Origin of the sequence: Phenylobacterium sp., from assembly GCF_035309685.1 — a bacterium.
Classification (GTDB): Bacteria; Pseudomonadota; Alphaproteobacteria; order Caulobacterales; family Caulobacteraceae; genus Phenylobacterium.
On record NZ_DATGEX010000041.1, the window covers coordinates 16,035 to 38,759 of the forward strand.

Annotated in this window: 23 protein-coding genes and 3 tRNA genes; 10 read left to right on the forward strand and 16 right to left on the reverse strand. The window is 69.4% G+C overall.

Annotation, left to right across the window (positions count from 1 at the left end; all coding sequences use genetic code 11):
* Positions 1-23: 23 nt before the first annotated feature.
* Complete coding sequence (locus tag VKQ35_RS13100; protein WP_324362288.1) at positions 24-317, reverse strand: succinate dehydrogenase assembly factor 2; 294 nt, start codon at positions 315-317, stop codon at positions 24-26.
* Between the two features lie 77 nt (positions 318-394).
* Here VKQ35_RS13100 and recG point away from each other — a divergent pair, with 77 nt between their 5' ends.
* Positions 395-2,473 (forward strand): ATP-dependent DNA helicase RecG, encoded by a 2,079-nt coding sequence (recG, locus tag VKQ35_RS13105; protein WP_324362290.1) that lies wholly within the window; start codon positions 395-397, stop codon positions 2,471-2,473.
* Here recG and VKQ35_RS13110 read toward each other — a convergent pair.
* The 5 genes from VKQ35_RS13110 to kdsA are packed head-to-tail and all read right to left on the reverse strand — an operon-like array spanning position 2,470 to position 7,993.
* Positions 2,470-3,474: an NADP-dependent oxidoreductase gene (locus VKQ35_RS13110; RefSeq protein WP_324362292.1), complete on the reverse strand. Its 1,005-nt coding sequence runs from the start codon at positions 3,472-3,474 to the stop codon at positions 2,470-2,472. The genes recG and VKQ35_RS13110 overlap by 4 nt on opposite strands.
* 53 nt (positions 3,475-3,527) lie before the next feature.
* Complete coding sequence (locus tag VKQ35_RS13115) at positions 3,528-4,595, reverse strand: DUF3089 domain-containing protein (RefSeq protein WP_324362294.1); 1,068 nt, start codon at positions 4,593-4,595, stop codon at positions 3,528-3,530.
* A gap of 38 nt (positions 4,596-4,633) precedes the next feature.
* Positions 4,634-5,638, reverse strand: coding sequence for an ADP-glyceromanno-heptose 6-epimerase (gene rfaD, locus VKQ35_RS13120; RefSeq protein WP_324362296.1), 1,005 nt, complete (start codon positions 5,636-5,638; stop codon positions 4,634-4,636).
* On the reverse strand, positions 5,635-7,104 hold the full coding sequence (rfaE2, locus tag VKQ35_RS13125; RefSeq protein ID WP_324362298.1) for a D-glycero-beta-D-manno-heptose 1-phosphate adenylyltransferase: 1,470 nt from the start codon (positions 7,102-7,104) through the stop codon (positions 5,635-5,637). Before rfaE2 ends, rfaD begins: the two co-directional genes overlap by 4 nt.
* A gap of 34 nt (positions 7,105-7,138) precedes the next feature.
* On the reverse strand, positions 7,139-7,993 hold the full coding sequence (gene kdsA / locus VKQ35_RS13130; RefSeq protein WP_324362300.1) for a 3-deoxy-8-phosphooctulonate synthase: 855 nt from the start codon (positions 7,991-7,993) through the stop codon (positions 7,139-7,141).
* 188 nt (positions 7,994-8,181) lie between these two features.
* On the opposite strand from kdsA, the gene VKQ35_RS13135 reads away from it, so the two are divergent.
* The 3 genes from VKQ35_RS13135 to sseA are packed head-to-tail and all read left to right on the forward strand — an operon-like array spanning position 8,182 to position 11,354.
* Positions 8,182-9,438 carry a cyclopropane-fatty-acyl-phospholipid synthase family protein gene (locus tag VKQ35_RS13135; RefSeq protein ID WP_324362302.1) on the forward strand — a complete coding sequence of 419 codons (1,257 nt, stop codon included), beginning with the start codon at positions 8,182-8,184 and terminating at the stop codon, positions 9,436-9,438.
* A gap of 45 nt (positions 9,439-9,483) precedes the next feature.
* Positions 9,484-10,512: a cysteine synthase A gene (locus tag VKQ35_RS13140; protein WP_324362304.1), complete on the forward strand. Its 1,029-nt coding sequence runs from the start codon at positions 9,484-9,486 to the stop codon at positions 10,510-10,512.
* Positions 10,512-11,354 (forward strand): 3-mercaptopyruvate sulfurtransferase, encoded by an 843-nt coding sequence (gene sseA, locus VKQ35_RS13145; RefSeq protein ID WP_324362305.1) that lies wholly within the window; start codon positions 10,512-10,514, stop codon positions 11,352-11,354. The genes VKQ35_RS13140 and sseA overlap by 1 nt, the downstream gene beginning before the upstream one ends.
* 2 nt (positions 11,355-11,356) lie before the next feature.
* Here the strand turns inward: sseA and VKQ35_RS13150 are convergent, their stop codons facing one another.
* Entirely contained in the window at positions 11,357-12,454 is a 1,098-nt protein-coding gene (locus VKQ35_RS13150; RefSeq protein WP_324362306.1) for an amino acid ABC transporter substrate-binding protein, read from the reverse strand.
* A gap of 112 nt (positions 12,455-12,566) precedes the next feature.
* Between VKQ35_RS13150 and metC the strand changes: the two genes are divergently transcribed.
* From metC to VKQ35_RS13165, 3 genes are read left to right on the forward strand one after another with little or no spacing between them, the layout of a single operon-like run.
* Positions 12,567-13,745, forward strand: a complete 1,179-nt coding sequence (gene metC, locus VKQ35_RS13155) for a cystathionine beta-lyase (protein ID WP_324362307.1) — start codon at positions 12,567-12,569, stop codon at positions 13,743-13,745.
* Between the two features lie 5 nt (positions 13,746-13,750).
* Entirely contained in the window at positions 13,751-14,599 is an 849-nt protein-coding gene (locus VKQ35_RS13160) for a kinase (RefSeq protein WP_324362308.1), read from the forward strand.
* Between the two features lie 33 nt (positions 14,600-14,632).
* Positions 14,633-15,049, forward strand: coding sequence for a hypothetical protein (locus tag VKQ35_RS13165; protein WP_324362309.1), 417 nt, complete (start codon positions 14,633-14,635; stop codon positions 15,047-15,049).
* 43 nt (positions 15,050-15,092) lie between these two features.
* On the opposite strand, the gene VKQ35_RS13170 is transcribed toward VKQ35_RS13165, so the two are convergent.
* From VKQ35_RS13170 to VKQ35_RS13180, 3 genes are all read right to left on the reverse strand, one after another.
* A tRNA-Arg gene (locus VKQ35_RS13170) sits at positions 15,093-15,169 on the reverse strand.
* A 12-nt stretch (positions 15,170-15,181) separates the two neighbouring features.
* Positions 15,182-15,487: an ETC complex I subunit gene (locus VKQ35_RS13175; RefSeq protein WP_324362310.1), complete on the reverse strand. Its 306-nt coding sequence runs from the start codon at positions 15,485-15,487 to the stop codon at positions 15,182-15,184.
* A 32-nt stretch (positions 15,488-15,519) separates the two neighbouring features.
* A tRNA-Pro gene (locus tag VKQ35_RS13180) sits at positions 15,520-15,596 on the reverse strand.
* A gap of 91 nt (positions 15,597-15,687) precedes the next feature.
* On the opposite strand from VKQ35_RS13180, the gene VKQ35_RS13185 reads away from it, so the two are divergent.
* Complete coding sequence (locus tag VKQ35_RS13185; RefSeq protein ID WP_324362311.1) at positions 15,688-16,266, forward strand: glutathione S-transferase family protein; 579 nt, start codon at positions 15,688-15,690, stop codon at positions 16,264-16,266.
* Here VKQ35_RS13185 and VKQ35_RS13190 read toward each other — a convergent pair.
* From VKQ35_RS13190 to recJ, 5 genes are all read right to left on the reverse strand, one after another.
* A complete protein-coding gene (locus tag VKQ35_RS13190; RefSeq protein ID WP_324362312.1) occupies positions 16,263-16,697 on the reverse strand; it encodes a PaaI family thioesterase in 435 nt (144 codons plus the stop codon). The genes VKQ35_RS13185 and VKQ35_RS13190 overlap by 4 nt on opposite strands.
* Positions 16,694-17,476, reverse strand: coding sequence for a glutaminyl-peptide cyclotransferase (locus VKQ35_RS13195; protein ID WP_324362313.1), 783 nt, complete (start codon positions 17,474-17,476; stop codon positions 16,694-16,696). Before VKQ35_RS13195 ends, VKQ35_RS13190 begins: the two co-directional genes overlap by 4 nt.
* A 65-nt stretch (positions 17,477-17,541) precedes the next feature.
* A complete protein-coding gene (locus VKQ35_RS13200) occupies positions 17,542-18,150 on the reverse strand; it encodes a cold-shock protein (RefSeq protein ID WP_324362314.1) in 609 nt (202 codons plus the stop codon).
* Between the two features lie 145 nt (positions 18,151-18,295).
* Positions 18,296-18,370 (reverse strand) — tRNA-Glu (locus tag VKQ35_RS13205).
* A gap of 79 nt (positions 18,371-18,449) precedes the next feature.
* Positions 18,450-20,249 carry a single-stranded-DNA-specific exonuclease RecJ gene (recJ, locus tag VKQ35_RS13210; RefSeq protein ID WP_324362315.1) on the reverse strand — a complete coding sequence of 600 codons (1,800 nt, stop codon included), beginning with the start codon at positions 20,247-20,249 and terminating at the stop codon, positions 18,450-18,452.
* A 157-nt stretch (positions 20,250-20,406) separates the two neighbouring features.
* On the opposite strand from recJ, the gene VKQ35_RS13215 reads away from it, so the two are divergent.
* Entirely contained in the window at positions 20,407-21,273 is an 867-nt protein-coding gene (locus VKQ35_RS13215; protein WP_324362317.1) for an oxidoreductase, read from the forward strand.
* Between the two features lie 53 nt (positions 21,274-21,326).
* Positions 21,327-21,797 (forward strand): YdeI/OmpD-associated family protein, encoded by a 471-nt coding sequence (locus tag VKQ35_RS13220; protein ID WP_324362318.1) that lies wholly within the window; start codon positions 21,327-21,329, stop codon positions 21,795-21,797.
* Between the two features lie 15 nt (positions 21,798-21,812).
* On the opposite strand, the gene VKQ35_RS13225 is transcribed toward VKQ35_RS13220, so the two are convergent.
* Positions 21,813-22,703: an SGNH/GDSL hydrolase family protein gene (locus VKQ35_RS13225; protein ID WP_324362320.1), complete on the reverse strand. Its 891-nt coding sequence runs from the start codon at positions 22,701-22,703 to the stop codon at positions 21,813-21,815.
* Positions 22,704-22,725: the final 22 nt, after the last annotated feature.

Consider the following 22,725-nt stretch of genomic DNA (forward strand, 5'->3'; position numbering starts at 1 on the left):
CCGCGCTCACCGGTCGGGAGCCATCAGCCGCCAATGTCGTCGCCTCGTGCGACATGAACTTCCAGCCGGAAGGCCTTGATCTGGTTCATGGTGTCGGTGTCGTAGGCCGTCGGTGTCGGAAGCGTGCCGATGATCCAGGCGTAGACGTCCTGGTCGGCCTCATCCAGCAGGGCCTCGAACCAGTCGAGCTCGGCGGCGGTGAAGCTCGGGACGTGCCTGTCCGCGAACGGCCCCAGAATGAGGTCCGCTTCCCTGAAGCCCCGGCGCCATGCCCGGAACCTCAGCTTTTTCAGCCGGGCGTCGTCCGTGTCAGTCATGAAGAGGTCGCGGATATAGAGCGCGCGGCGCCCCTTTACTAGCCAAGGATTGGGCGCCGGTCGGCTATGCTGCAATCATGCGGCCCGAGATTCTGTTCCCGCTGTTTGCGCCCGTGGACACGCTGAAAGGCGTGGGCCCGCGCGTGGCGCCGCTGCTGGCCAAGCTGGCGGGGCCGATCGTGCGCGACGTGGCCTTCCTGATCCCGCATTCCCTGGTCCGCCGCACGCCGGCCACCCTCGCCTCGGCGATGGACGGCGAGGTGATGACCTTCGAGGTCACCATCGACGAGATCCAGAAGCCGCGCACCTCGGCTCAACCGCTGAAGATCCGGGTCAGCGACGCAACCGGCTTCCTGACTCTGGTGTTCTTCGGCCGCTTCGGGGACCAGATCGCCACCCGCCATCCGCTCGGCGCGAAACGGATCATCTCGGGCAAGGTCGAGGACGACAAGTTCGGCCGCCAGATGGTCCACCCCGACTATATGGTCGCCCCCGACAAGCGCGACGAAATCCCCCAGCTGGAGGCGATCTATCCGGCGACCGAAGGCCTGCCGGCGCGGCGGGTGCGGACCTTCGCGCTGGAGGCCTTGGAGAAGGCGCCCGAGTTGCCGGAATGGCAGGACCCGGCCTGGCTGCGGCAGGAGCGGTTCCCGCCCTGGCGCGAGGCGCTGGCCCGGCTGCACAATCCGGAGACCGAGGCCGACCTCGCGCCCACCAGCCCGCATGTGCGCCGCCTCGCCTATGACGAACTGCTGGCGCAGCAACTGGCGATGGCCCAGCGCAAGGCCGAGCGCCGCCGCGAACCCGCCGCCAGGATCACCGCCAGCGAAACCGCCGCCAAGATCCGGGCCGACCTGCCCTTCGCCTTCACCGGCGCTCAGGAGCGCGCGCTCGGCGAAATCCGCGCCGACCTTGCCGCAGGCGAGCGGATGAGCCGGCTGATCCAGGGCGACGTCGGCTCCGGCAAGACGGTGGTAGCCATGTGCGCCATGGCCGACGTGGCGGCCGGCGGCGGCCAGAGCGCCCTGATGGCGCCGACCGAAATCCTCGCGCGCCAGCACTACGAGACCATCTCCGGCCCCCTCACCGACCATGGCGTCGGCGTGATCCTGCTGACCGGCCGCGACAAGGGCGCGGGCCGGGCGGAGAAGCTGCGGGCGCTGGCGTCCGGCGCGGCGAAGGTCGCCGTCGGCACTCACGCCCTCTTCCAGGACGACGTGGCGTTCGAGAAGCTCCAGCTGGCCGTGGTCGACGAGCAGCACCGCTTTGGCGTCAACGAGCGCCAGCGGCTGCAGACCAAGGGGCACGCCGTCCACCTGCTGGCGATGTCCGCCACGCCGATCCCGCGCACGCTTGAACTGACTATGTATGGCGACCTCGACGTCAGCCGCATCGACGAGAAGCCGCCTGGCCGCACGCCGGTCGCCACCCGCGCTGCGCCGATGACCCGGGTCGCCGAGGTGGAGGCGCGGCTGCGCGAGGCGGTGGCCGGCGGCGCCCAGGCCTTCTGGATCTGCCCGCTGGTCTCGGAATCCGAGCTCATCGACCTGAAGGCCGCCGAGACCCGCGCGACCGAGCTCAAGGAGACCATCGGTCCGAGCGTCGGCCTGATCCACGGCAAGATGCCGCCCGCCGCAAAGGACGCGGTGATGGCTGAGTTCGCCGACGGCAAACTCTCCGTCCTGGTCGCCACCACGGTGGTCGAGGTCGGCGTCAATGTGCCCAACGCCACCATCATGGTCATCGAGCAGGCCGAGCGCTTCGGCCTGGCGCAGCTGCACCAGCTCCGCGGCCGCGTCGGCCGGGGCCGCCAGGAGAGCTCCTGCGTCCTGCTCTACGATCCGCCGCTGTCGGAGACCGCCCAGAAGCGGCTGGATATCCTTAGGCGCACCGACGACGGCTTCCTGATCGCCGAGACCGACCTGGAACTGCGCGGCGGCGGCGATGCGCTGGGCCTCAAGCAGTCCGGCTTCCCCGACTACGTCTTCGCCGACGTGCTGGGCCCGCACCGCGACCTGATCGCCGCCGCCGGCGACGACGCGCGGCTGATCGTGGGACGTGACCCGGAGTTGAAGAGCGAGCGCGGGAGGGCGCTGCAGGTGCTGCAGGAACTGTTCGACTGGAAGGCGGGGCTGGGGCTTCGCGACGCCGGCTAGCGGACCTTCACCATCCGCTTGCCGCGGTTCTCGCCGGCCAGCAGGCCGATCAGGGCGGCAGGCGTGTTCTCAAGGCCCTCGACGATATCCTCCTGCACCTTGAGCTGGCCCGAGGCGACCCAGGCCTGCAGGTCCTTCAGCGCCGCCTCGCGCTGGTCGTCGAAGTCCATGACCACAAAGCCGCGGAGCGTCAGGCGCTTGGTGACGATCAGGCCCGGGATGCCGCGCGGCCCGTGCGGCGGCGGCGCGCCGTCGTATTGCGACAGCGCCCCGCAACAGGCGATGCGGCCGAAGTTCTTCATGGCGAACAGCACGGCTTCGAAGACCGCGCCGCCGGTGTTGTCGAAATAGACGTCGACACCGTCCGGGACCTCGGCGCGCAGCAGGCGCTTGAACTCCGGCGACTTGTAATCGACCGCCGCGTCGAACCCGAGTTCGTCCACCAGCCAGCGGCCCTTCTCCTCGCCGCCGGCGATGCCGACCACGCGGCAGCCCTTGATCTTGGCGATCTGGCCGACGATCGAGCCCACCGAGCCCGCCGCAGCCGAGACCACGACGGTCTCGCCGGGCTTGGGCTTGCCGCACTCCAAGAGCCCGAAATAGGCCGTGAGCCCGGCGATGCCGTAGACGCTCATCAGGTGGGTCACGGGTTCCATGACCGGCAGCTTCTCCAACCGCTTGCCGGGCAGCACCGCAAAGTCCTGCCAGCCGGTGTCGGCGAAGATGGTGTCGCCAGGCTTGAGGTGGGCGACGTTCGACCGGACGACCTCGGCGAGCGCGCCGCCGGCCATCACCTGCCCACCCTCCAGCGCCGAGCGGTAGGTCGCGCCCTGCATCCAGGCGCGGTTGGCGGCGTCGAGCGAGATATAGCGGGTGCGCAGCAGCACCTCGCCCTCGCCCGGCGTCGGCACGGCGGCCTGCGAGAGCCTGAAATGCCCCGTCGCCAGCTTGTCGCCCTGCGGCAGGCGGTCCAGGACGATCTGACGGTTGACCTCGGCCATGGCGCGTCTCCCTCGCGTGTCGGCTCTACGAGGACGTCAGGCTCAGCGCTTGGTCAAGGCCGCGACAGTTGGGCGACCCTGGCCCGCGCGTCGGCCTCCAGGTCGGCGTAGAAGAGGTTGAAGCCCGGCGCCATGCGCTGTTCGGTCCAGGATCCGGAAGGCTGCAGCGACGCCGACCTGGGCGCTGAGACGCGCAGGATGCCGCCCTCGCACTGGGCCGAGACCTCGCGCGCCATGAAGGCCGGGCGCGCGCCCCATTCCAGGCCGGTGGCGTTGGCCGCGCCCAGGTGCATCCGCGCCGGCGCCGGCTCGTCGGTGGTGGAGCCCAGGATCGGGTTGAAGCAGAGCGCGGGGCCCCGCAGGTTCACCAATTCATCGCTCGGCCCCCAGACCAGGGCCCTGGACAACAGGATCTTGCCGCGGTCGATGTCGCTGGCCGGAACGCTGGTCCAGGCTGCGAGGCAGCCCGCCTGATCGCGCCGCGCGCAGGGCTCCAGCGCCGGATGGGTGGCCGGGACCACGGTCTCGATCAGATAGGCGCCGGCCAGCCGCGCGCGGAGCCCGGGATTCGGCGCGATCTCCTCGGCCACCAGCCGCGCGGCGAGCGTGCCGCCCTGCTCCACGCCGACGATCAGGAAGGGCCGCTGGCCGCCGTCATGATCGCGCCACCAGCGGAAGGCCTGCGCCACGTCGCCATAGGCGAACGCCCGCGCGTCCTTGGCGTCGTCCCGAAGGGTGAGCAGGCTGTAGAGGCCGGCCTGGCGGTAACGCGGCGCGAAAATCCGCCCGACGCGCACGAAGGGCCCGGCGTAGTTCGGCGCCATCACGCGGCGGAACAGCCGGTCGGACTTGGCGTCATCGATCGGGTCGTTCCACTGCCGGCCGCCTTCGTAGGTGGTCGGCGAGACGAAGAAGACGTCTGCGGGCGGATCGCTCGCCGCCGGGGCTTCGGGATGGGTGGGCGCCAGGCGCCAGGCCGTGGGCTGCGCATAGTCCGGCGCGGGCGGCGGCCTGTAGGTCTGGTAGGGGGTCTTGGGGTCCAGCTGCTCGCGGATCAGGTCGCCGCGCAGGAGCACGAAGGCCACCGCCAACAGGACCAGCAAGCCACCCAGGCCGATCACCGGCCAACGCCACGACCGGGGCCGGGCGTCCGCCATGGTCAGCGGTAGGGGTCGGGCTGGCTGAGGTAGGCGCCAACGTAGTCGGCGATTCCTTCTTCCAGCGGCGTCATGGGCTTGGCGTAGCCGGCGGCCTGCAGCCGCTCCATCTTCGCCTGCGTGAAATACTGGTACTTGTCGCGGATCGCCGGCGGCATGGGCGTGAAGTCGATCTGGGCGTTCTTGCCGGCGGCGGCGAAGACGGCGCGGGCCATGTCCTCGAAGGTCCGCGCCTGGCCGGAGCCGAGGTTGAAGACCCCGTTCACCTGCTCGTTTTCCGTCAGCCACTGGGTGATGTCGGCCACGTCGCGGACATAGACGAAATCGCGCTTCTGGCCGCCGTCCGGCACGCCCTCGCGATAGCTTTTGAAGAGCTGCACGCCATGACCGTCGCGCACGTGCGGCCAGATCTGCGACGCCACCGACTTCATCGACTTCTTGTGCTCTTCGTTGGGCCCATAGACGTTGAAGAACTTCAGGCCGACCCATTGCGGCGGGGCGTAGTCGCGGGCCGCCTGGCGCACCGCGAAGAGGTCGAACAGCGCCTTGGACCAGCCGTAGGTGTTCAGCGGCCGCAGGGCCGCCAGCGCCTCATAGCTGTTGTCGTCATCGAAGCCCTGCGCCGCCTCGCCATAGGTCGCCGCCGAGGAGGCGTAGATGAACCGCCGCTGGCGGTCGGCGCACCAGCGGAACAGGTCGCGGCTGAGCGTGAAGTTGGAGTGGACGATTTTGTCGGCGTCCGGCTCGGTGGTCGAGGAGACCGCCGCCATGTGGACCACCACCTCCACGTCGCGCCAGCGCTTCTCCAGCCAGTCGAACATGTCCTCCGGCGCCACGAAGTCGCCGATCGGGTGCTTGGCGATGTTGCGCCACTTGCCAAGCTCCGCCTCGCGCAGGCGGTCGCAGACCACCACGTCCAGCGTGCGGTCCTCGGCCAGCCTGGCCACGATGTTCGAGCCGATGAAGCCGGCCCCGCCGGTCACGAAGGCGATGCGGCGCTGGGTCATCGGCCGCCGACCTTCATCCGGGCGATGGCCGCGGTGGTGGAATAGCCCTCGACGATCGCCGCCAGCTTCACCTCGCCGCCCCAGCCTTTGACCAGGTCTCCGCCGACCACCTCGCTCTCGGCATAGTCGGCGCCCTTGATCAGCACGTCGGGACGGGCGGCCTCGATCAGTTTCAGCGGCGTGTCCTCTTCGAACGGCACGACCAAGTCGACGGAGCCCAGGCCGGCCAGCACCAGGGCGCGGCTTTCCAGGTCGTTGACCGGCCGGCCCTCGCCCTTCAGGGCGCGCACGCTGTCGTCGGAATTCAGGCCGACGATCAGCCGGTCGCACCAGGCCCGCGCCTGGGACAAATAGGCCACGTGACCCTTGTGCAGAATGTCGAAGCAGCCGTTGGTAAAGCCCACCTTCAGGCCCTTGGCGCGCCAGCGGGCGACCTCGTCGGCCATGCGCTGGGCGGTGGCGACCTTGGCCTCGGCCGGGGCCATGTGGGCCGAGAGCGCGGCTTCGACCATCTCCTCGGGCGAAACGGTGGCCGTGCCCACCTTGCCGACCGCCACGCCCGACGCCAGCTGGGCGAAGGCGATGGCGTCCTCGACCGGGACCTCGGCGGCCAGCGCCAGACCCAGCGCCGCCAGTGTCGTGTCGCCGGCCCCGGAGGCGTCGAACACCTCGCGCGGCGCGGTCGGGAAATGGCGCACAGGCTCGCCGCGCGCGGCGAACGAGATGCCCTTTGACGCGCGGGTCACCAGGATCGCCTTGGCCTCCCAGAGCTCCAGCGCCCGGGTGAGCGCGGCGGCCACCTGGTCGTCGGTCTCGGTCGGGAGGTCCGTGGCGTGGGCCAGTTCGGCGGCGTTGGGCTTGATCAGGTCGACCGCGCCGTAGTGGGCGAAGGAACGGGCCTTGGAATCCACCACCAGCTTGCCGCCTGACGCCGCGGCGGCCTCGCGGCAGGCGGCGATCACTGCCTCGGTGACGACGCCCTTGCCGTAGTCGGAGAGCAGGATGGCGCCGGCGTCCTTGGCCGCGTCGCGGATGGTGCGAACCAGGCGCTGTTCCACCTCGCCGTCCACCGGCCGGTTGGTCTCCAGGTCGACCCGCAGCACCTGTTGCGCGCCGGCTACAAAGCGGGTCTTCAGCGTTGTCGGACGTCCGCCATCGGTGACCAGATAGCCCTCGACGCCCGCCTCCTCCGACACCAGCCGCAAGGCCTGTTTGCCCTCGGCGTCGTCGCCGATCACGCCGACCAGCGAGACCTCGCCGCCCAGGGCCGCGACATTGCGGGCCACATTGCCGGACGCGCCCAGCATCATCAGCTCACGCGAGCGCGCCAGCACCGGCACCGGCGCTTCGGGCGACACGCGGCTGACATCGCCGTAGACGAAACGGTCGACCATCAGGTCGCCGACGCAGGCGACGCGCCGGCCGGGCGCCAGGCCCAGGAGATGCTGGAGCGCGGAAAGATCCATCGAGGTCAGGGTGTGCGGCGCGTTGGGAGCCGGGTCAAGCGGGCTGCACGACCGCGTGGATCGCCTTCAGTGTCGCCAGGAGCTCCTTGGCCCCAGCCAGCGGCAGGCAACTCGGGCCGTCGCAGAGCGCCTTGTCGGGCTCCGGATGGAATTCGAGGAACACCCCGTTCGCGCCGGCCGCGATCGCCGACCTGGCCAGCAACGGCACGCCGAACCGCCGCCCGCCGGTGGACGCGCTATTGCTCCGCGGGTCCGCGCCCGGCAGCTGCACCGCGTGCGTCGCGTCGATGGTCACCGGCGCGCCCAGGTCCTTCATCTCCTGGATGCCCAGCATGTCGACCACCAGGTTGTTGTAGCCGAACGACACGCCCCGCTCGCACAGGATGATGAAGTCGCGGCCGGTCGCCTCACGGACCTTGTCGAGGATGTTCTTGCAGTCCCAGGGCGCCAGGAACTGGCCCTTCTTCACATGCAGCAGGCCGCCGGCGGCGAGCGTCGCCCTGGCGGCGGCGATCACCAGGTCGGTCTGACGGCAGAGGAAGGCCGGGATCTGCACGATGTCGGACACCGCCGCCACGGCCTGCGCCTGATCGATCTCGTGCAGGTCGGTGACGATCGGCACGTCGAACCGGGCCTTCACCTTGGCCAGGATCGCCAGCCCCTTCTCCAGGCCGGGGCCTCGATAGCTGTGGATCGAGGATCGATTGGCCTTGTCGAAGCTGGCCTTGAACACATAGGGCAGGCCCAATTCCGCGCAGACGCCCTTCAGATGGGCCGCGATCTCCAGCGCCAGACCCTCGTCCTCCAGCACGTTCATGCCGGCCATGACCATCAGCGGCTGGCCATCGCCGATGGCCATATTCCAGCGGTCCAGGGTCAAGACGGCCATGCGGGGTCCTTAAGCGTTCGAGCGTTCGCGGGTAAGTGGCGCGCGCGGCGGGCCTTCACAAGTCTGAAATCCCGGGCTACCCGCGTCCACGCCACATGTTACGTCGTATCGTTAGGGCATCCGCCGGCTGTCGCCCGCGAAACCAGTGGTGATATGTTTTGTCCGTTAGCGTTCGGGGGGATGCGAGGATGAGTTTGGCCCAGACCGAGTCGCTGGCGGCGGTCGCCGGGGATCGGCGAGCCTTCCGCAGCTTACCGGCCCTCAAGGGCGCGCCCGCGGTGTTCCGCGCCGCTGTGCGGCTGATCGCCCGCAACTGGGCGATCGGGTCGATGACCTTCATCATGCCGTCCGGCCAGGAGCTGCACATCGCCGGCAGCGAACCCGGCCCCGACGCCCGGCTGACCATCCACGACTTCCGCTTCATCCGCCGCGCGCTCGCGGCCGGGGATATCGGCTTTGCCGAAGCCTATATGGCCGGCGAGTTCGACACCCCGGACCTGCCGGACCTGCTCTACGTCTTCGCCGCCAACTGGGACCGCCAGCACCATGTCACCATGGGCAACCCGCTGGCCTGGACCATCAACCGCATCCGCCACGCGCTGCGGCCCAACAGCAAGCAGGGTTCGAAGAAGAACATCCACGCCCACTACGACCTGGGGAACGCCTTCTACGACAAGTGGCTGGACCGGACGATGACCTATTCGTCGGCCAGGTTCGACAACCCAGGCCAGCCCCTGAGCGAGGCCCAGACCGCCAAGTACAGGGCGCTCGCCCGGAACATGGGCCTGCAATCCGGCCAGACGGTCCTGGAGATCGGCTGCGGCTGGGGCGGGTTCGCCGAATTCGCCGCCCGGGAGGTGGGCGCGAAGGTCACCGGCATCACCATCTCCGAGGAGCAGTACGCCTTTGCCAAACAACGCATCTTCGCGGCGGGCCTGAGCGAACGCGCCGACATCAGGCTGATCGACTACCGCGACGTCGACGGCCGCTTCGATCGCGTCGCCTCGATCGAGATGTTCGAGGCGGTGGGAGAACGCTACTGGCCGGCCTACTTCGGCAAGATCCACGAGGCGCTGGCGCCCGGCGGCCGCGCCGGCCTGCAGATCATCACGATCAAGGACCAGTATTTCGACGAGTACCGCAGCCGCGCGGATTTCATCCAGAAGTACGTCTTCCCGGGCGGCATGCTGCCCTCGGAAGAGCGGCTGAAGAAGGTGACCGACAAGGCCGGGTTCATCTGGACCGGAATCGACCGCTTCGGCCACGACTACGCCGACACGCTCGCGCAGTGGCACAAGAGCTTCGACGCGGCCTGGAATGATATCCGCCCGCTCGGTTTCGACGAGCGGTTCCGCAAGCTGTGGAAGTTCTATCTCAGCTACTGCGAGGCCGGCTTCCGCACCGAGCGCACCAGCGTCGTGCAGCTTTCGCTCGCGAAAGCCTAGCTTCCGCCTCTTCTGCTGGGCGGCGCCTGCGCTTAAGTAGCGGCGATGAACATAGCCTCCGCCAACGTCGCGCCCGCCAAGGTGGCGTCCAACGTCCTCGACGCCATCGGCGCCACGCCGCTCATCCGGCTCAATCACGCGAGCGCGCTGACCGGTTGCGAGATCCTCGGCAAGGCCGAGTTCATGAACCCCGGGGCCTCGGTCAAGGACCGCGCGGCGCTGTTCATGGTCCGCGACGCCGAGGCCAGGGGCCTGATCCGGCCCGGCGGGCGGATCGTCGAGGGGACGGCCGGCAACACCGGCATCGGCCTGGCCATGGTCGCCAAGGCCTTGGGCTATCGCTGCACCATCGTCATCCCCAACAACCAGAGCCAGGAAAAGAAGGACGCCATCCGCCTCTATGGCGCCGAACTGGTGGAGGTCGATCCGGTCCCCTATGCCAACGAAATGAATTATGTGAAGGTCTCCCATCGCTTGGCGGAGAAACTTAACGCTGAGGAGCCGGCCGGCGCGCTCTGGGCCAACCAGTTCGACAACGTCGCCAACCGCGAGGCGCACGCGCAGACCACCGGACCCGAGATCTGGGAGCAGACCGGCGGCAAGGTCGACGGCTTCATCTGCGCCATCGGTTCGGGCGGCACCCTGGCCGGCGTCGCCCAGGCGCTGCGCGTCCGCAACCCCGCCGTCGCCATCGGCCTGGCCGACCCCGACGGCTCGGCGCTCTACAGCTACTACACGACCGGCGAACTGAAGGCGGAAGGAACGTCGCTCACCGAGGGCATCGGCCAGGGCCGCATCACCGCCAACTTCGCCGACCTCAAGCTCGACCACGCCTACCGAATCCCCGACAGCGAACTCTTGCCCGTGCTCTACGAACTCCTGGAGCACGAGGGGCTGCTGATGGGCGGCTCGACCGGGATCAATGTCGCCGGCGCCATCCGCATGGCGCGCGACCTCGGCCCCGGCAAGACCATCGTCACCATGCTCTGCGACGGCGGCCAGCGGTACCAGTCCAAGGTCTTCAACCCCGAGTTCCTGCGGGCCCGCGGCCTGCCGACGCCGCCGTGGATGTGATGAGCGATCCCCTCGTCTCCACCGGATGGCTGGCCGAGCGCCTCGGCTCCAACGAGATCGCCATCGTCGATGCGACCTGGTTCATGCCCGGCGACGGCAAGCTCGGCCGCGACGCCTATGCCGCCAGTCACATCCCGGGCGCGGTCTTCTTCGACATCGACAACATCGCCGACCACGCCACCGACCTGCCGCACATGCTGCCGGCGCCGGACGCCTTTGCTCAGGCCGCAGGCGCGCTTGGCCTGCGCCGCGACCTCATCACTGTCGTCTACGATGGCCAGGGGATCTTCTCCGCCCCGCGGGTCTGGTGGACGCTGCGGATCATGGGCTTTCCGGAGGTCTTCGTGCTGGACGGCGGCCTGCCGAAGTGGCGCGCCGAGGGCCGGCCGCTCGAAACCGCCCTGCCCCATCCCGCGCCGACCACCCTCGAACCGGCCTTCGACCCGAGTCTCGTCCGCGACCTTGAAGGCATGCGCGCCACGCTGGCCGCCCACGACGCCCAGGTGATCGACGCCCGCGCCGGTCCCCGGTTCCGTGGCGAGGTTCCCGAGCCCCGCGCGGGCCTCCGCAGCGGCCACATGCCTGGAGCCCTCAACCTCGCCTGGAACGGTCTGCTCAACCCCGACGGCACCATGAAGGCAGCCTCCCACCTCCGCGCCGCCTTCCAGGCCTCCGGGACCGATCTCGACGGCCCCATCGTCACGACCTGCGGGTCCGGCGTCAGCGCCTCGGTGCTGGCGCTGGCTCTGGCGCGGCTGGGGCGCGAGGACGTGGCGGTCTACGACGGCTCCTGGACCGAGTGGGCCGGGCGCGCCGATACGCCCATCGTCACCGGGCCTTAGCCCTATCTGAAAGGCGGCGCGTAGAGCAGGCCCGGCTTAGGCGCGTTCCACAGTGCGTTCAGCCCGCGGTCCAGCTTCAGTGACGAACTCGAACCCACGTCGCGCTGGAAGATCTCATCATAGGCGCCGACCTGACGGATCACCTGGTAGGCCCAATCCTTGTTGAGGTTGAGGAGCGCTCCATAGCTGCCCTCCGCGCCCAGCAGCCGGCGCACCTCCGGATTTTGCGAATTTCGCCGGGCCTCGTCGACGTTCCTGGAATTGAGCTTCAGCTCCTCGCCCAGTATCGCCGCATAGACCGTCCAGCGGACGATGTCGGCCCAGACCGGGTCGTTCTGCCGGACCACCGGGCCCAGCGGCTCCTTGGAGATCACGTCGGGCAGGATCACGTGCGAGCCCGGATTGGCGAGCACCGAGCGCGAGCCGGCCAGGGCCGAGATGTCGGCGGTGAAGGCGTCGCAGCCGCCGTTCTCATAGAGCTTGCGCGCCTCGGCCTCCGAGGCGACCACCACCGGCTTGTAGGCGATGCCCTTGCCGCGGAAGAAGTCGGCGAGATTGCCCTCGCTGGCGGTGCCCGCCTGGACGCAGATTCGTGCGCCCGACAGCTCCTGGGCGCTGGCCAGGCCGAGCGCCTTGGGCGCCAGGAACCCCTGCCCGTCGAAATAGGTGGTGGCGGCGAAGTCGAGGCCCAGCCCGGTGTCGCGCGAAAACGACCAGGAGGTGTTGCGGGACAGCAGGTCGATCTCGCCCTTCTGCAGGGCGCTGAAGCGGTCCTGGGCGCTGATCGCGCTGAAGCGCACCTTGTCGGCGTCGCCCAGCACCGCGGCCGCCACCGCCCGGCAGATGTCGACATCGAAGCCGCGCCACTGGCCGCGAAAATCCGGATAGGCGAAGCCCGGCAGGCCGGGGTTCACGCCGCAGGCGACGTAGCCGCGCTTGCGCACCGCGGTCAGCACCTTGCTGGGGGTGGCCTTGTAGTGGGTCGCGGGGCTCGTGGCGTCCTTGACGCTGGGGACAGGCGTGGGCACGGGCTTCGAGCCGCCGTCGCAGGCGCTCAGGCTCAGGATCGCGAGCATCGCTGCGGCCAGCCGCCGGATCATCCCTGCTCCTCGAACGAGCCCAACTTGAAAGAGCGCCACCCGCGGGCTCTAAGTGCGCCACTTTCCGTACTCCGGGCACTCTCGCCCCTTAAGCCCAGGCCCCGCAACCCGTATGCCCACCAAGTCCACGCGTACCGACACCCGCCTGATCCGCGCCGGCCATGGCGCCGGGCGCGCGGCCAAGACGGTCGGACCCGCCGTGCAGAAAGGCTCCACGGTCCTGTTGCCGGATGCGGCCAGCCTCTATCCGACCGACGACCGGCTGACCTATGGCCGCCAGGGCCTGTCCGCGCAGTTCGCCCTGCAGGCCGCCCTGGCGGAGTTGGAGAACGCCAAGGCGGTCACCCTCTATCCATCGGGCCTGGCGGCGCTCACCGGCGCCTTGCTCGCCATCCTCAAGGCCGGCGACGAGGTGCTGGTCACCGATGTGATCTACAAGCCTACGCGGCGTTTCTGCGACCACGTCCTGAAGCGCTTCGGGATCTCGGTCCGCTATTTCGATCCGCTGCAAAGCCCGGAGGACCTGGTCGGCGGCGCCTCCGACGCCGTGCGCCTGATCCTGATGGAGTCGCCGGGCTCGCTCAGCTTCGAGATGCAGGACATGACCCGGGTCGCCGAGCTGGCCCGGGCGCGGGGCATCCTGACCGTCGCCGACAACACCTGGGGCGCGGGCTATCTCTACCGGCCCCTGGACCACGGGATCGACATCTCGGTGCAGGCGCTCACCAAGTACGTCGCCGGCCATTCCGATGTCTTCATGGGTTCGGCCGCGGTGAACAGCGCCAAGCTCGCCCGTGAACTGGACGACGGCATCCACAACCTGGGCTGGGCGGTGGCGGGCGACGAGGCCTATCAGGTGCTGCGCGGCCTGCGCACGCTCCCGACGCGGCTGGCCCGGCACGGCGAGAGCGCCTTGGCGGTCGCCGCCTGGCTGCGCGAACGGCCTGAGGTCGTCGAGGTCTTCCACCCCGCGCTCCCTGGCGCGCGCGGTCACGAGCTTTGGGCGCGCGACTTCACCGGCGCCTGCGGCCTCTTCGGCTTTGCGCTGAAGCCCGCGCCGACGGCGGCGGTGGATGCGTTCCTGGACGAGCTTTCCCTGTTCGGCCTGGGCTTCTCCTGGGGCGGGTTCGAGAGCCTGGCGATCTCCTGCGACGCCCAGCTCAAGGTCCGCAAGTTCCACCCCGACTACGGCGGTCCCCTGATCCGCCTGCACATCGGGCTGGAAGACCCCGCCGACCTGATCGCGAACCTGCAAGCCGGCCTCGCGGCCTATGCGGCCAAGGCCGGGTGAGCCTGATGAACGCCGCCGACCTGGATCGCTTCATCGCGCAAGAGCAGCTGCCGGAAAGCTTCCGCCGCACCGCCGAGCTGGTTTGCGAGCCGCTGGCGGCGCGGGCGCAGCGCCGCCGGATCGACCGCAAGCGGTGCGCGGTCATCGGCCTTTGCGGCGCGCAGGGCTCGGGCAAGACGACCGTGGCCAGGTTCACCGCTCAGCTGCTCGCCGATCGCGGCCTAAAGGCCGTGGCGCTGTCGCTGGACGACTTCTACCTGACCCACGAAGCCCGCCAACGGCTGGCGAAGGAGGTGCATCCGCTGTTGGCCACCCGGGGTCCGCCGGGCACACATGACGTCGGCATGGCCGGCGCGGCGATGGATGCCCTGCGCACGCGCGGCAAGGCTGCGCTGCCCCGCTTCGACAAGGCGAGCGACACCCGCAGCCCCCGCAACACCTGGCAGACCGTCGCCTCGCCGGTGGACGTGATCCTCCTGGAGGGCTGGTGCGTCGGCGCGGTCAGCCAGGGTGAGGCGGCGCTGGCCACGCCGGTCAACGACCTGGAGCGCGACGAGGACCCCAAGGGGATCTGGCGCCACTACGTCAACGACCAGCTCGACGGGCCCTACAAGGCGCTGTTCGCCCGCCTGCACGACCTGGTGTTGCTGGAGGCTCCGAGCTTCGACGTGGTGGCCGGCTGGCGCGCCGAGCAGGAGGCCAAGCTTCGGGCCAAGGGCGGCGGCATGGACGACGCCCAGATCGCCCGTTTCGTGGCCTATTACGAACGCCTGACCCGCTGGATCCTGGCCGAAATGCCGGGCCGCGCCGACTGGGTTGTAACACTCGACACAGAGCGAAATCCCTATGCCTGATTGTCGAGCTATTTCCGGCGCAGGAGGAATGGGATGAAAGCAGCCTTGCTCGCCGCCGCGATCGCCCTACTGGCCGGCGCCGCCGCGGCCCAGACGCCGGCGCCCCCGCCGACGCAGATTCCCGGCGCCGAGGCGCCCTCGGCGCACGTCGCGGCCGCCAGACCGAAGGCCGGCGGCGAGACGGTGAGCGGCGTCACGGTCATGCCCTTGCCCACGAAAGCCTGCGCGGCGCGAGACAAGGACTGTATCGCCATGGTGGTGGCGGAGCTGAAGCAGCGCTTTCCGGAGGAACTGAAGCGGTTCTGCTTCGAGGAGCACACCAAGCAGGCCCGGACCCAGTTCGTGAACGACCAGCTGCTCGACTCCCTCAACAGCAACAATCCGCCGCCGCCGACGTCCTTCCAAGTCAGCCCGGTGATCAAGACCGCCTGCGCCACGGACAAGAAGTAGGCCGGGGATCCGGCCCCGTCATAGCCGCGGCCTGGGACCGGAATGGCGCGCCCTGCAGGACTCGAACCTGCAACCGCTCGCTTAGAAGGCGAGTGCTCTATCCGGTTGAGCTAAGGGCGCTGAGCTTCAGCGTCAGTGCGTCCACGGGACCTTGCGGCCGAACGCGAAGTTGTCGGCATAGGCCTTGATGATCCGTTTCGCGGGCTTGGGGTCGATCAGCTGGAAGGCGATGCCGTGCTGGTCGGCATAGCGGACCGCCTCTTCCTTGGTCTCGAAGGAAAGCCGCACCTGGCCCTCGGTGTCCGCCGTCTGGGTCCAGCCCATCAACGGATCCTGCCGTCTGGCGTCCTTCGGCTCGAACTCCAGCACCCAGGCGGCCGATTTGGCCTTGCCGGACTGCATGGCGGTCTTGGACGGACGGAAGATGCGCGCGAGCATGGACTTGGGACCTCAATATCTTTGGCCGACGCTGGTCGGGGCGAGAGGATTTGAACCTCCGACCCTCTGCTCCCAAAGCAGATGCGCTACCAGGCTGCGCTACACCCCGAGGGCGCCGGCGGGCATGCGATATAAGCGTTTTCCACTTTGGGCAACGAAAGCCGCCGACTTAGGTTGGCCATCATGGGAGGCTTTGGGCCATGCTGACGCTCTATTACGCGCCCGGCGCCAGCTCGATGGCGCCCCACATCGCCCTCTTCGAGGTCGGCGCGGCCTTCGAGGGCCGGCCCCTGTCCTTCAAGCGCAACGAGAACAAGACGCCTGCGTATCTGGCGATCAATCCGCTCGGCCAGGCGCCGACCCTGGTGATCGACGGCCGCCCGCTGACCGAGGTGGCCGGCATCCTGTTCTATCTCGCCAAGGCCTACCCGCAGGCCCGGCTGCTGCCCGACGACGCCGAGGGCCAGGCGCGCGTGGTCTCCTGGATGTCCTACATCGCCGCCACCGTGCATCCGGCCCGCCGCCAGGGGCTGGACCACGCCCGCAAGGTCTACGCCCAGGCCGACGCCCGGCTGGGGGCCAGGGACTGGGCCGTCGGAGATGCCTATTCCATCGCCGACATCCACCTGTTCCGGCTGTTCTGGCGATTCATGGGCTCGCTGAACCCGCCGGCCGAGGAGTTCCCCAACCTGATGCGCCTGCACGACGCGATGCTGCAGCGACCCGCCGTCCAGCGGACCCTGGAGGCCGAGGCCGCCGCCGGCTATGAACTGCCCTAGCGGACCGGCTCGCCCATCAGCTTGAAGATTCCCGAGCAGCGAACCACGTCGTGCCCGCCGACATAGGCGCGGCCCTCGGCGAAGGCGACGTCGCGGGTGGCGCGGGTCAGCCTGGCCTCGCCCATCACCCAGTCGCCGACCCGGGCCATGTGCAGGAAGTCTATGGAGAGGTGGATGGTGACGGCCCGCTGCTGGGTTCCGCGCCAGACCGCGCCGGCCAGCACGCCATCCATGAAGGCCGACAGCATGCCCCCGTGCACCAGGCCGACGCCGTTGGCATGGCGCTTCTGGGCATAGAAGCACTGCTCCATCAGCGGCCCGTCGCCCGCCCGATGCAGATAAGGCCCGTTCAGGGTCGAAAACCCGCCACGCCCGGTCGACGGCTCATAGCCTTCCGGCGGCGCGGGCGTGGGCGCGTCTTCCGCGCTCAACGGGCGATCCCCTTGGCCGGCAGCAGGCGAACCTCATAGAGGTGCGGCCAGTCCTTGCCGGTGACGAACAGCCGGTCGTGCTCGGCGTCATAGGCGATGCCATTGGGCACGGCGTCCGGATTGCCGGTCCCGTTGCTCTCCGGCAGGGCCGAGAGGTCGATCCAGGCCTTCACCTTGCCGGTCTTCGGATCGATCCGCGCGATCAGCCTGGTCTGCCAGATGTTGGCCAGGATCTCGCCCTTCACCCACTCCAGCTCGTTGAGATTGGCGACCGGGCGGCCGTCGGCGGTGACCTCAAGCTGGCGCACCTCCTTGAAGCTCACCGGATCGCGGAAGCGCAGCACCGGGGTGCCGTCGCTCATGATCAGGTGGGTCCCGTCCTGCGTCAGCGCCCAGCCCTCGCCCGTGTAATGGAAGGTCTTCCTGGGCTTCAGCGTCTTCAGGTCCCAGCGAAAGCCCGTCTTGTCCTGCCAGGTCAGGCTGACGATCTCCGAGCCCCAGTTGACGATGCCTTCGCCAAACAGGTTGGGCGCGATCGTCTGGGATTGCAGCACCGCGCCGTCCTGCAGCCGCACGCGGCGCACGTTCGACTGGCCCGGGATGCCGGTGCTCTCGTAGAGGTCGCCGTGCAGGTAGAAGAGGCCCTCAGTGAAGGCGCCCGGATCGTGCGGATAGACGTGTACGATCGCGACCCCGCCAACCGGGATCGCGGCAGCAACCGGCAAGGCCGCGCAGGCCAGCAACACGCCGAGGCCCAGTCTTCCAAGGATCGATAGCAAGCCGCACTCCCGAGGCTGGGCGATGGCTTTCCTTTAGGAGCAGCGGTTCGTGCGGCGCAAGGCCGTCAGTCGAGTTCGGGGATCTCAATCTCGGCGACCACCAGCCCCTTGGGGCCCTCGGCGAAGCGGACCATCACCACCTCGCCCGGCTGCAGGTCTTCCATCCCTGAGCGGCGCAGGGTCTCGATGTGGACGAAGATGTCGCCCGGCTCCCCGTCCCGCACCACGAAGCCGTAGCCCTTGGTGCGGTTGAACCACTTCACCGTCGCCCGCTCCAGCGGACCGGTCGCCGGCGGCGCGCGCCGGGGCGCCGGGCGGCCGGCGTATTCGCCGCGCAGGAAGGCTTCCCGGTCGCCGCGGAAGGCGGTGTCGCGCGGACGCCGCTCGGCCGGCGGCGGCGCGGCGCTCTCGTCCAGCTCCACGACCTCTGCCACCTGCCAGCCCTTCGGCCGGCGGACCACGTCGCAGGTAATGATCGAGCCTTCCAATGCGTGTTCGCGCCCGGAACTGCGCAAACTGGTCACATGCAGCAAGACGTCTTTGAGATCGGTCTGGCTCGGATCGTCCGGGACGATGAATCCATAGCCCTTGCCGGCGTCGAACCACTTGACCCGACCGCTAATGCGCACGGCCTCGCCCTGCGCATCCACTTGCTCCAATTCGTAACCAGCCATATGCCCCTCGGCCCGTTACTCCCCGATCCCGACAATCGGACTGAGCCAACTATAACACTGTTCTGGTAACTATGTGGCCGTCAACGCTGAAAATGCACGCGTGAGGGGAATTGAGGGGGCCTGGCCCGGCTCGGGGCGAATTCGCTGGCAGTCCCTAGGGGAGTCGAACCCCTCTCTCCAGGTTGAAAACCTGGCGTCCTAACCGATAGACGAAGGGACCGCGTAAGCGCGAAGGGCGGCTCTATATCCGCCTTCCCCCAGCGGTGCAAGAAGCCGTGGAGAGGGGTTTTGAGCGGCCCCTAAATCCTGCGGGGATCGGCGACGTCCTCGATCTCCAATTCCACCCCCTGGCGGCCCTGCCAATCGTCCGGCTTCAGCTTGCCGGCCACGTGGATCGCGCCGCCTTCAGTCATCAACCTGGCGCCGGTCTCCGAGCCTTCCACCCGCCAGGCCACCGCCTTCAGCCGCCCGCCCGAGCCGTCGGTGAGCGTCACGCGCACATGGCCGCCGCGCAGCGCCATCGGCCGCTCGACGCGCACGTCGGCCAGCGCGAAGCTGGGCTCGACATTGCCCGGTCCGAAGGGCGCCATGCGCTGGAAATCCTGCCACAGCGCCCGGTCGCACCCGCGCGTCGCGACGAGTGCGTCGATCTCCAGCGCGTCCTCCGCCGCGGCGATCTCCGTCTCCGCCGCCAGGCGTTCGCAGAGGAAGGCGCGCAGTTCGGGAATCGTGTCCGGCCGCACCGACAGGCCCGCCGCCATGGCGTGCCCGCCGCCCGCCAGCAGCAGGCCCTCGTCATAGGCCGCCTGGACGGCTCGTCCCAGGTTCACGCCGGGCTGCGACCGGCCGGAGCCCTTGCCGACGTTGGCCGCCCGGTCGACGCCGACGACGATCACCGGCTTGCGGTACTTCTCGCGCAGGCGCCCGGCGACGATGCCGATGACGCCGGCGTGCCAGTCGTCCTGCGCCACCAGCAGCATGGGGGCGTCCGGCGCGTTGCTCTCGCGCTCGATATGGGCGATGGCGGCCTCGGTGACCTCGCGCTCGACCTCCTTGCGGGACGCGTTCAGCCCGTCCAACTCCTCGGCCAGCGCGCCCGCCTCCTCGGCGTCATCGGTGGAGAGCAGCCGCGCGCCGAGGTCGGCGCGCCCGATCCTTCCGCCCGCGTTGATCCGCGGCCCCAGGATGAAGCCCACATGGAAGACCGACGACGGGCCCTGACTTTTCGCGACCTCCATCAGCGCCTTCAGGCCCGGATTGCGCCAGGCCGACATCACCTTCAGCCCCTGCGCCGCCAGTGCCCGGTTGAAGCCGCGCAGTTCGGTGACGTCGCAAATGGCCCCCATGGCGGCCAGATCGAGCCATTGGCGCAGGTCGGGCTCGGCCCGGCCGCCGAACAGCCCCCGCCTGCGCGCCTCGCGGTTCAGCGCGGCCAGCAGGACGAAGGTGACGCCGGCCGCCGCCAGATGCCCCTGCCCCGACGCGTCGTCCGGGCGGTTGGGGTTCACCAGGGCGGCTACGTGGGGGATTTCCTTGTCGCGCATCAGGTGGTGGTCGATGACCACGACCTCCAGGCCGATCTCGACGGCGCAGGCCAGCGCATCGTGCGCCGCGGCCCCGCAGTCGACGGTGATCACCAGCTCCGCGCCCTCGTCCTTCAGCCGCCGAAACGCCGCCGGCGATGGGCCATAGCCCTCCAGGATACGGTCCGGCACATAGATCGGCAGATCGTGGCCCAACGCCCGGAACCAGCGCACCAGCTGGGCGGCGGACGAGGCGCCGTCGACATCGTAGTCGGCGAACACCACCAGTGGTCGCTTGCGCTCCAACGCGTCCACCAGGATCGCGGCGGCGCGGTCCATGTCGGTGAAGCTCGACGGATCGGGAAACAGCGCCTTCAGCGTCGGGTTCAGATAGGTCTCGGCGGCCTCGGCGGTGACGCCCCGCGCCGCCAGGGCGCGCGCCAGCGGCTCGGAGAGGCCGTGGCTCAGCTGATGGCGGCGCACCAGCTCCGCATCGGCCGCCCGCTCACGCCAGAGCCGCCCGGAGAGCGAGCGGGTGACGCCCAGATAGCCCAGAGGTGCGCTTCCGTCCGGCAATCGCCGCTCCCGTTTCCCCGCCAGCCCACTATCGGTCCGCGACCGACGAGTCGCCAGCGGCGAGGCGGACTTACGCACAGGCTTGCGTCAAAATCGGACGGAGCCATGGTGCGCGACCGAGCCGCGCCCATATAGCGGGTGTCCCGGGAGACTTCAGATGACCGATATCGCTGAGGCCGGCGCCTACGCGCTTGGCGACCGCACCGTCCGCCGCATGGGCTATGGCGCGATGCAGTTGGCCGGCCCGGGCGTGTTCGGCCCGCCCAAGGACCATGCCGAGGCGCTGGCGGTGCTGCGAGAGGCCGTCGCCCAGGGCGTCAATCACATCGACACCAGCGACTTCTATGGCCCCCGCGTCACCAACCAGATCATCCGCGAGGCGCTGCACCCCTATCCGAAGGAGCTGGTGATCGTCACCAAGCTCGGCGCGGTGCGCGGCGCCGACGCCTCGTGGAACCCGGCGCTTTCGCCGGCGGACCTGACCCAGGGCCTGCACGACAACCTGCGCAATCTGGGCGTCGAGGCCATGGAGGTCGTCAACCTGCGGGTCGGCGGCATCCATGGACCGGTGGAGGCTTCGCTGGAGCCGCAGTTCACCGCCCTGGCTGAACTGCAGCAAAAGGGCCTGATCCGCCACCTGGGCCTGAGCAACGTGACCTCGGCCCAGGTTGCGGAATGCCGCGCCATCGCCCCGGTGGTCTGCGTGCAGAACTTGTACAACGTGGCCCAGCGCGGCGACGACGCCCTGATCGACGAGCTCGCGGGCCTCGGCATCGCCTATGTGCCCTTCTTCCCCTTGGGCGGCTTCTTCCCGTTGCAGGCCGAGACCCTGTCGCAGGTGGCCACCGACCTGGGCGCCACGCCGCTGCAGGTCGCGCTCGCCTGGCTGTTGCAGCGGTCGCCGAACATACTGCTGATCCCCGGCACCTCCTCCCGCGCGCACCTGGCCGAGAACCTCGCCGCCGCGGCGCTCAAGCTGCCGGCGGACGCGCTCGCCAAGCTGGAAACCCTCGGAGCTTCCTAGGGACGGGCCGGCCAGCTTGACAGCAGCGCTGGCGTCCGTTGCGCTCAGCGCCGATGCCGCGGTACCGCACCACCATCGCCAAGGACGCTCAGGGCCGCGTCTACCTGCCCGTGCCCTTCGATCCGGACGCGCAGTGGGGCGCGAAACCGCGCCATCATGTGCGCGGCGTTATCGGACCCGCCAAGTTCCGCGGGCCGTTGGCTGAGTTCGACGGCGGCTGGGGCCTGCCGCTGGGCCCGGCCTGGCGACGCGACTGCGAGGTCCGCATCGGCGACGCGGTCGAGGTGCTGATGGACGCCGAGGGGCCACAGGCGGAGAGCCTGGCGCCGGACGTCGCCGCCGCTCTGGCCGCCGACCCCCAGGCCGCCGCCTTCTTCCACGGCCTCGCCACCTTCTACCGCAAGGGCTACCTGCGCTGGATCGACGCCACCAAGCGCCGCCCGGACGTCCGCACCGCGCGGATCGCCGAAATGATTGAGCTCCTGAAGGCCGGGCGGAAAACGCGCCCCGCGCCGAAGACCTAGGCCCGACGCCCGCGCCTACTTGCCGTGATAGGCGGCCAGTTCGTCGTGTGCGATCTGCTGCAGGGCGGTCGCCTGGGGCGGTGAGATGCCCAGTTCCTGCGCCGCGGTCTCGCGGGCGCCGAGCGACGCCGGATCCTTGCCGGTCAGCCGCCCGAAGACGATCAGCGCCTCGAGATAATAACCGTAGGCGCTGGCGTGATAGCTGTCCCACGCCCACAGATTGACCTTGCCGGCCGAGATCCCGTCATAGGGATTGGGGTCGGCGAAGCCCACCGCGATCGCCCGGTTCCAGGCGTCCCCCACCGGCGCCACGCCGCGCACGTAGGGCGAAGCCGCCGCGGCCGCGTCATAGGCCTTGCGGATGTCGCGCCCCATCGCCTCGATCGGCTGGCCATGCCAGTGGCCGGCCTCCGGATAGGTCTGGTCGGCGCGCGACCAGGTGGCCGTGATCAGGATGTCGACCTTCGGATTGCGCGCGTGCAGCACCTTGGCCATCTGGCCCACGGTGTCGACCAGCAGGGCCGGATCGCCCGGCTTGGCGGCGTCGAGGGTGCTGAGGCCGTGCATCACCACGTGGTCCCAGGCCTTGTCGAGCAATGGCAGCTTCTGCTTGAGGTGAAAATCGAGGCCCTGGCCGGGCGCGGTTTCCAGGCTGACCACGTAATCGAGACCCGCCTCGTTGGCGAACAGCTTGAACAGCGCCGGGACGCCGCCGACCCCGCCGCCGTTCAGGTCGGTGACGCTGCCGCTGCGGTACTTCCAGACCGGCGAATTGGCGCCGTAGGTGAAGCTGTTGCCGATGAAGAGCACTGTCTCGGCCGCCCGCGCCAGGCTGGCGCTCATCGTCAGGGCGAGCGCCGTCAGCGCCGCGAGCGCCCACCGCAATCCTGCTTTCACGCCAGTCATGCCTATTCCCCCGACTCTGGCC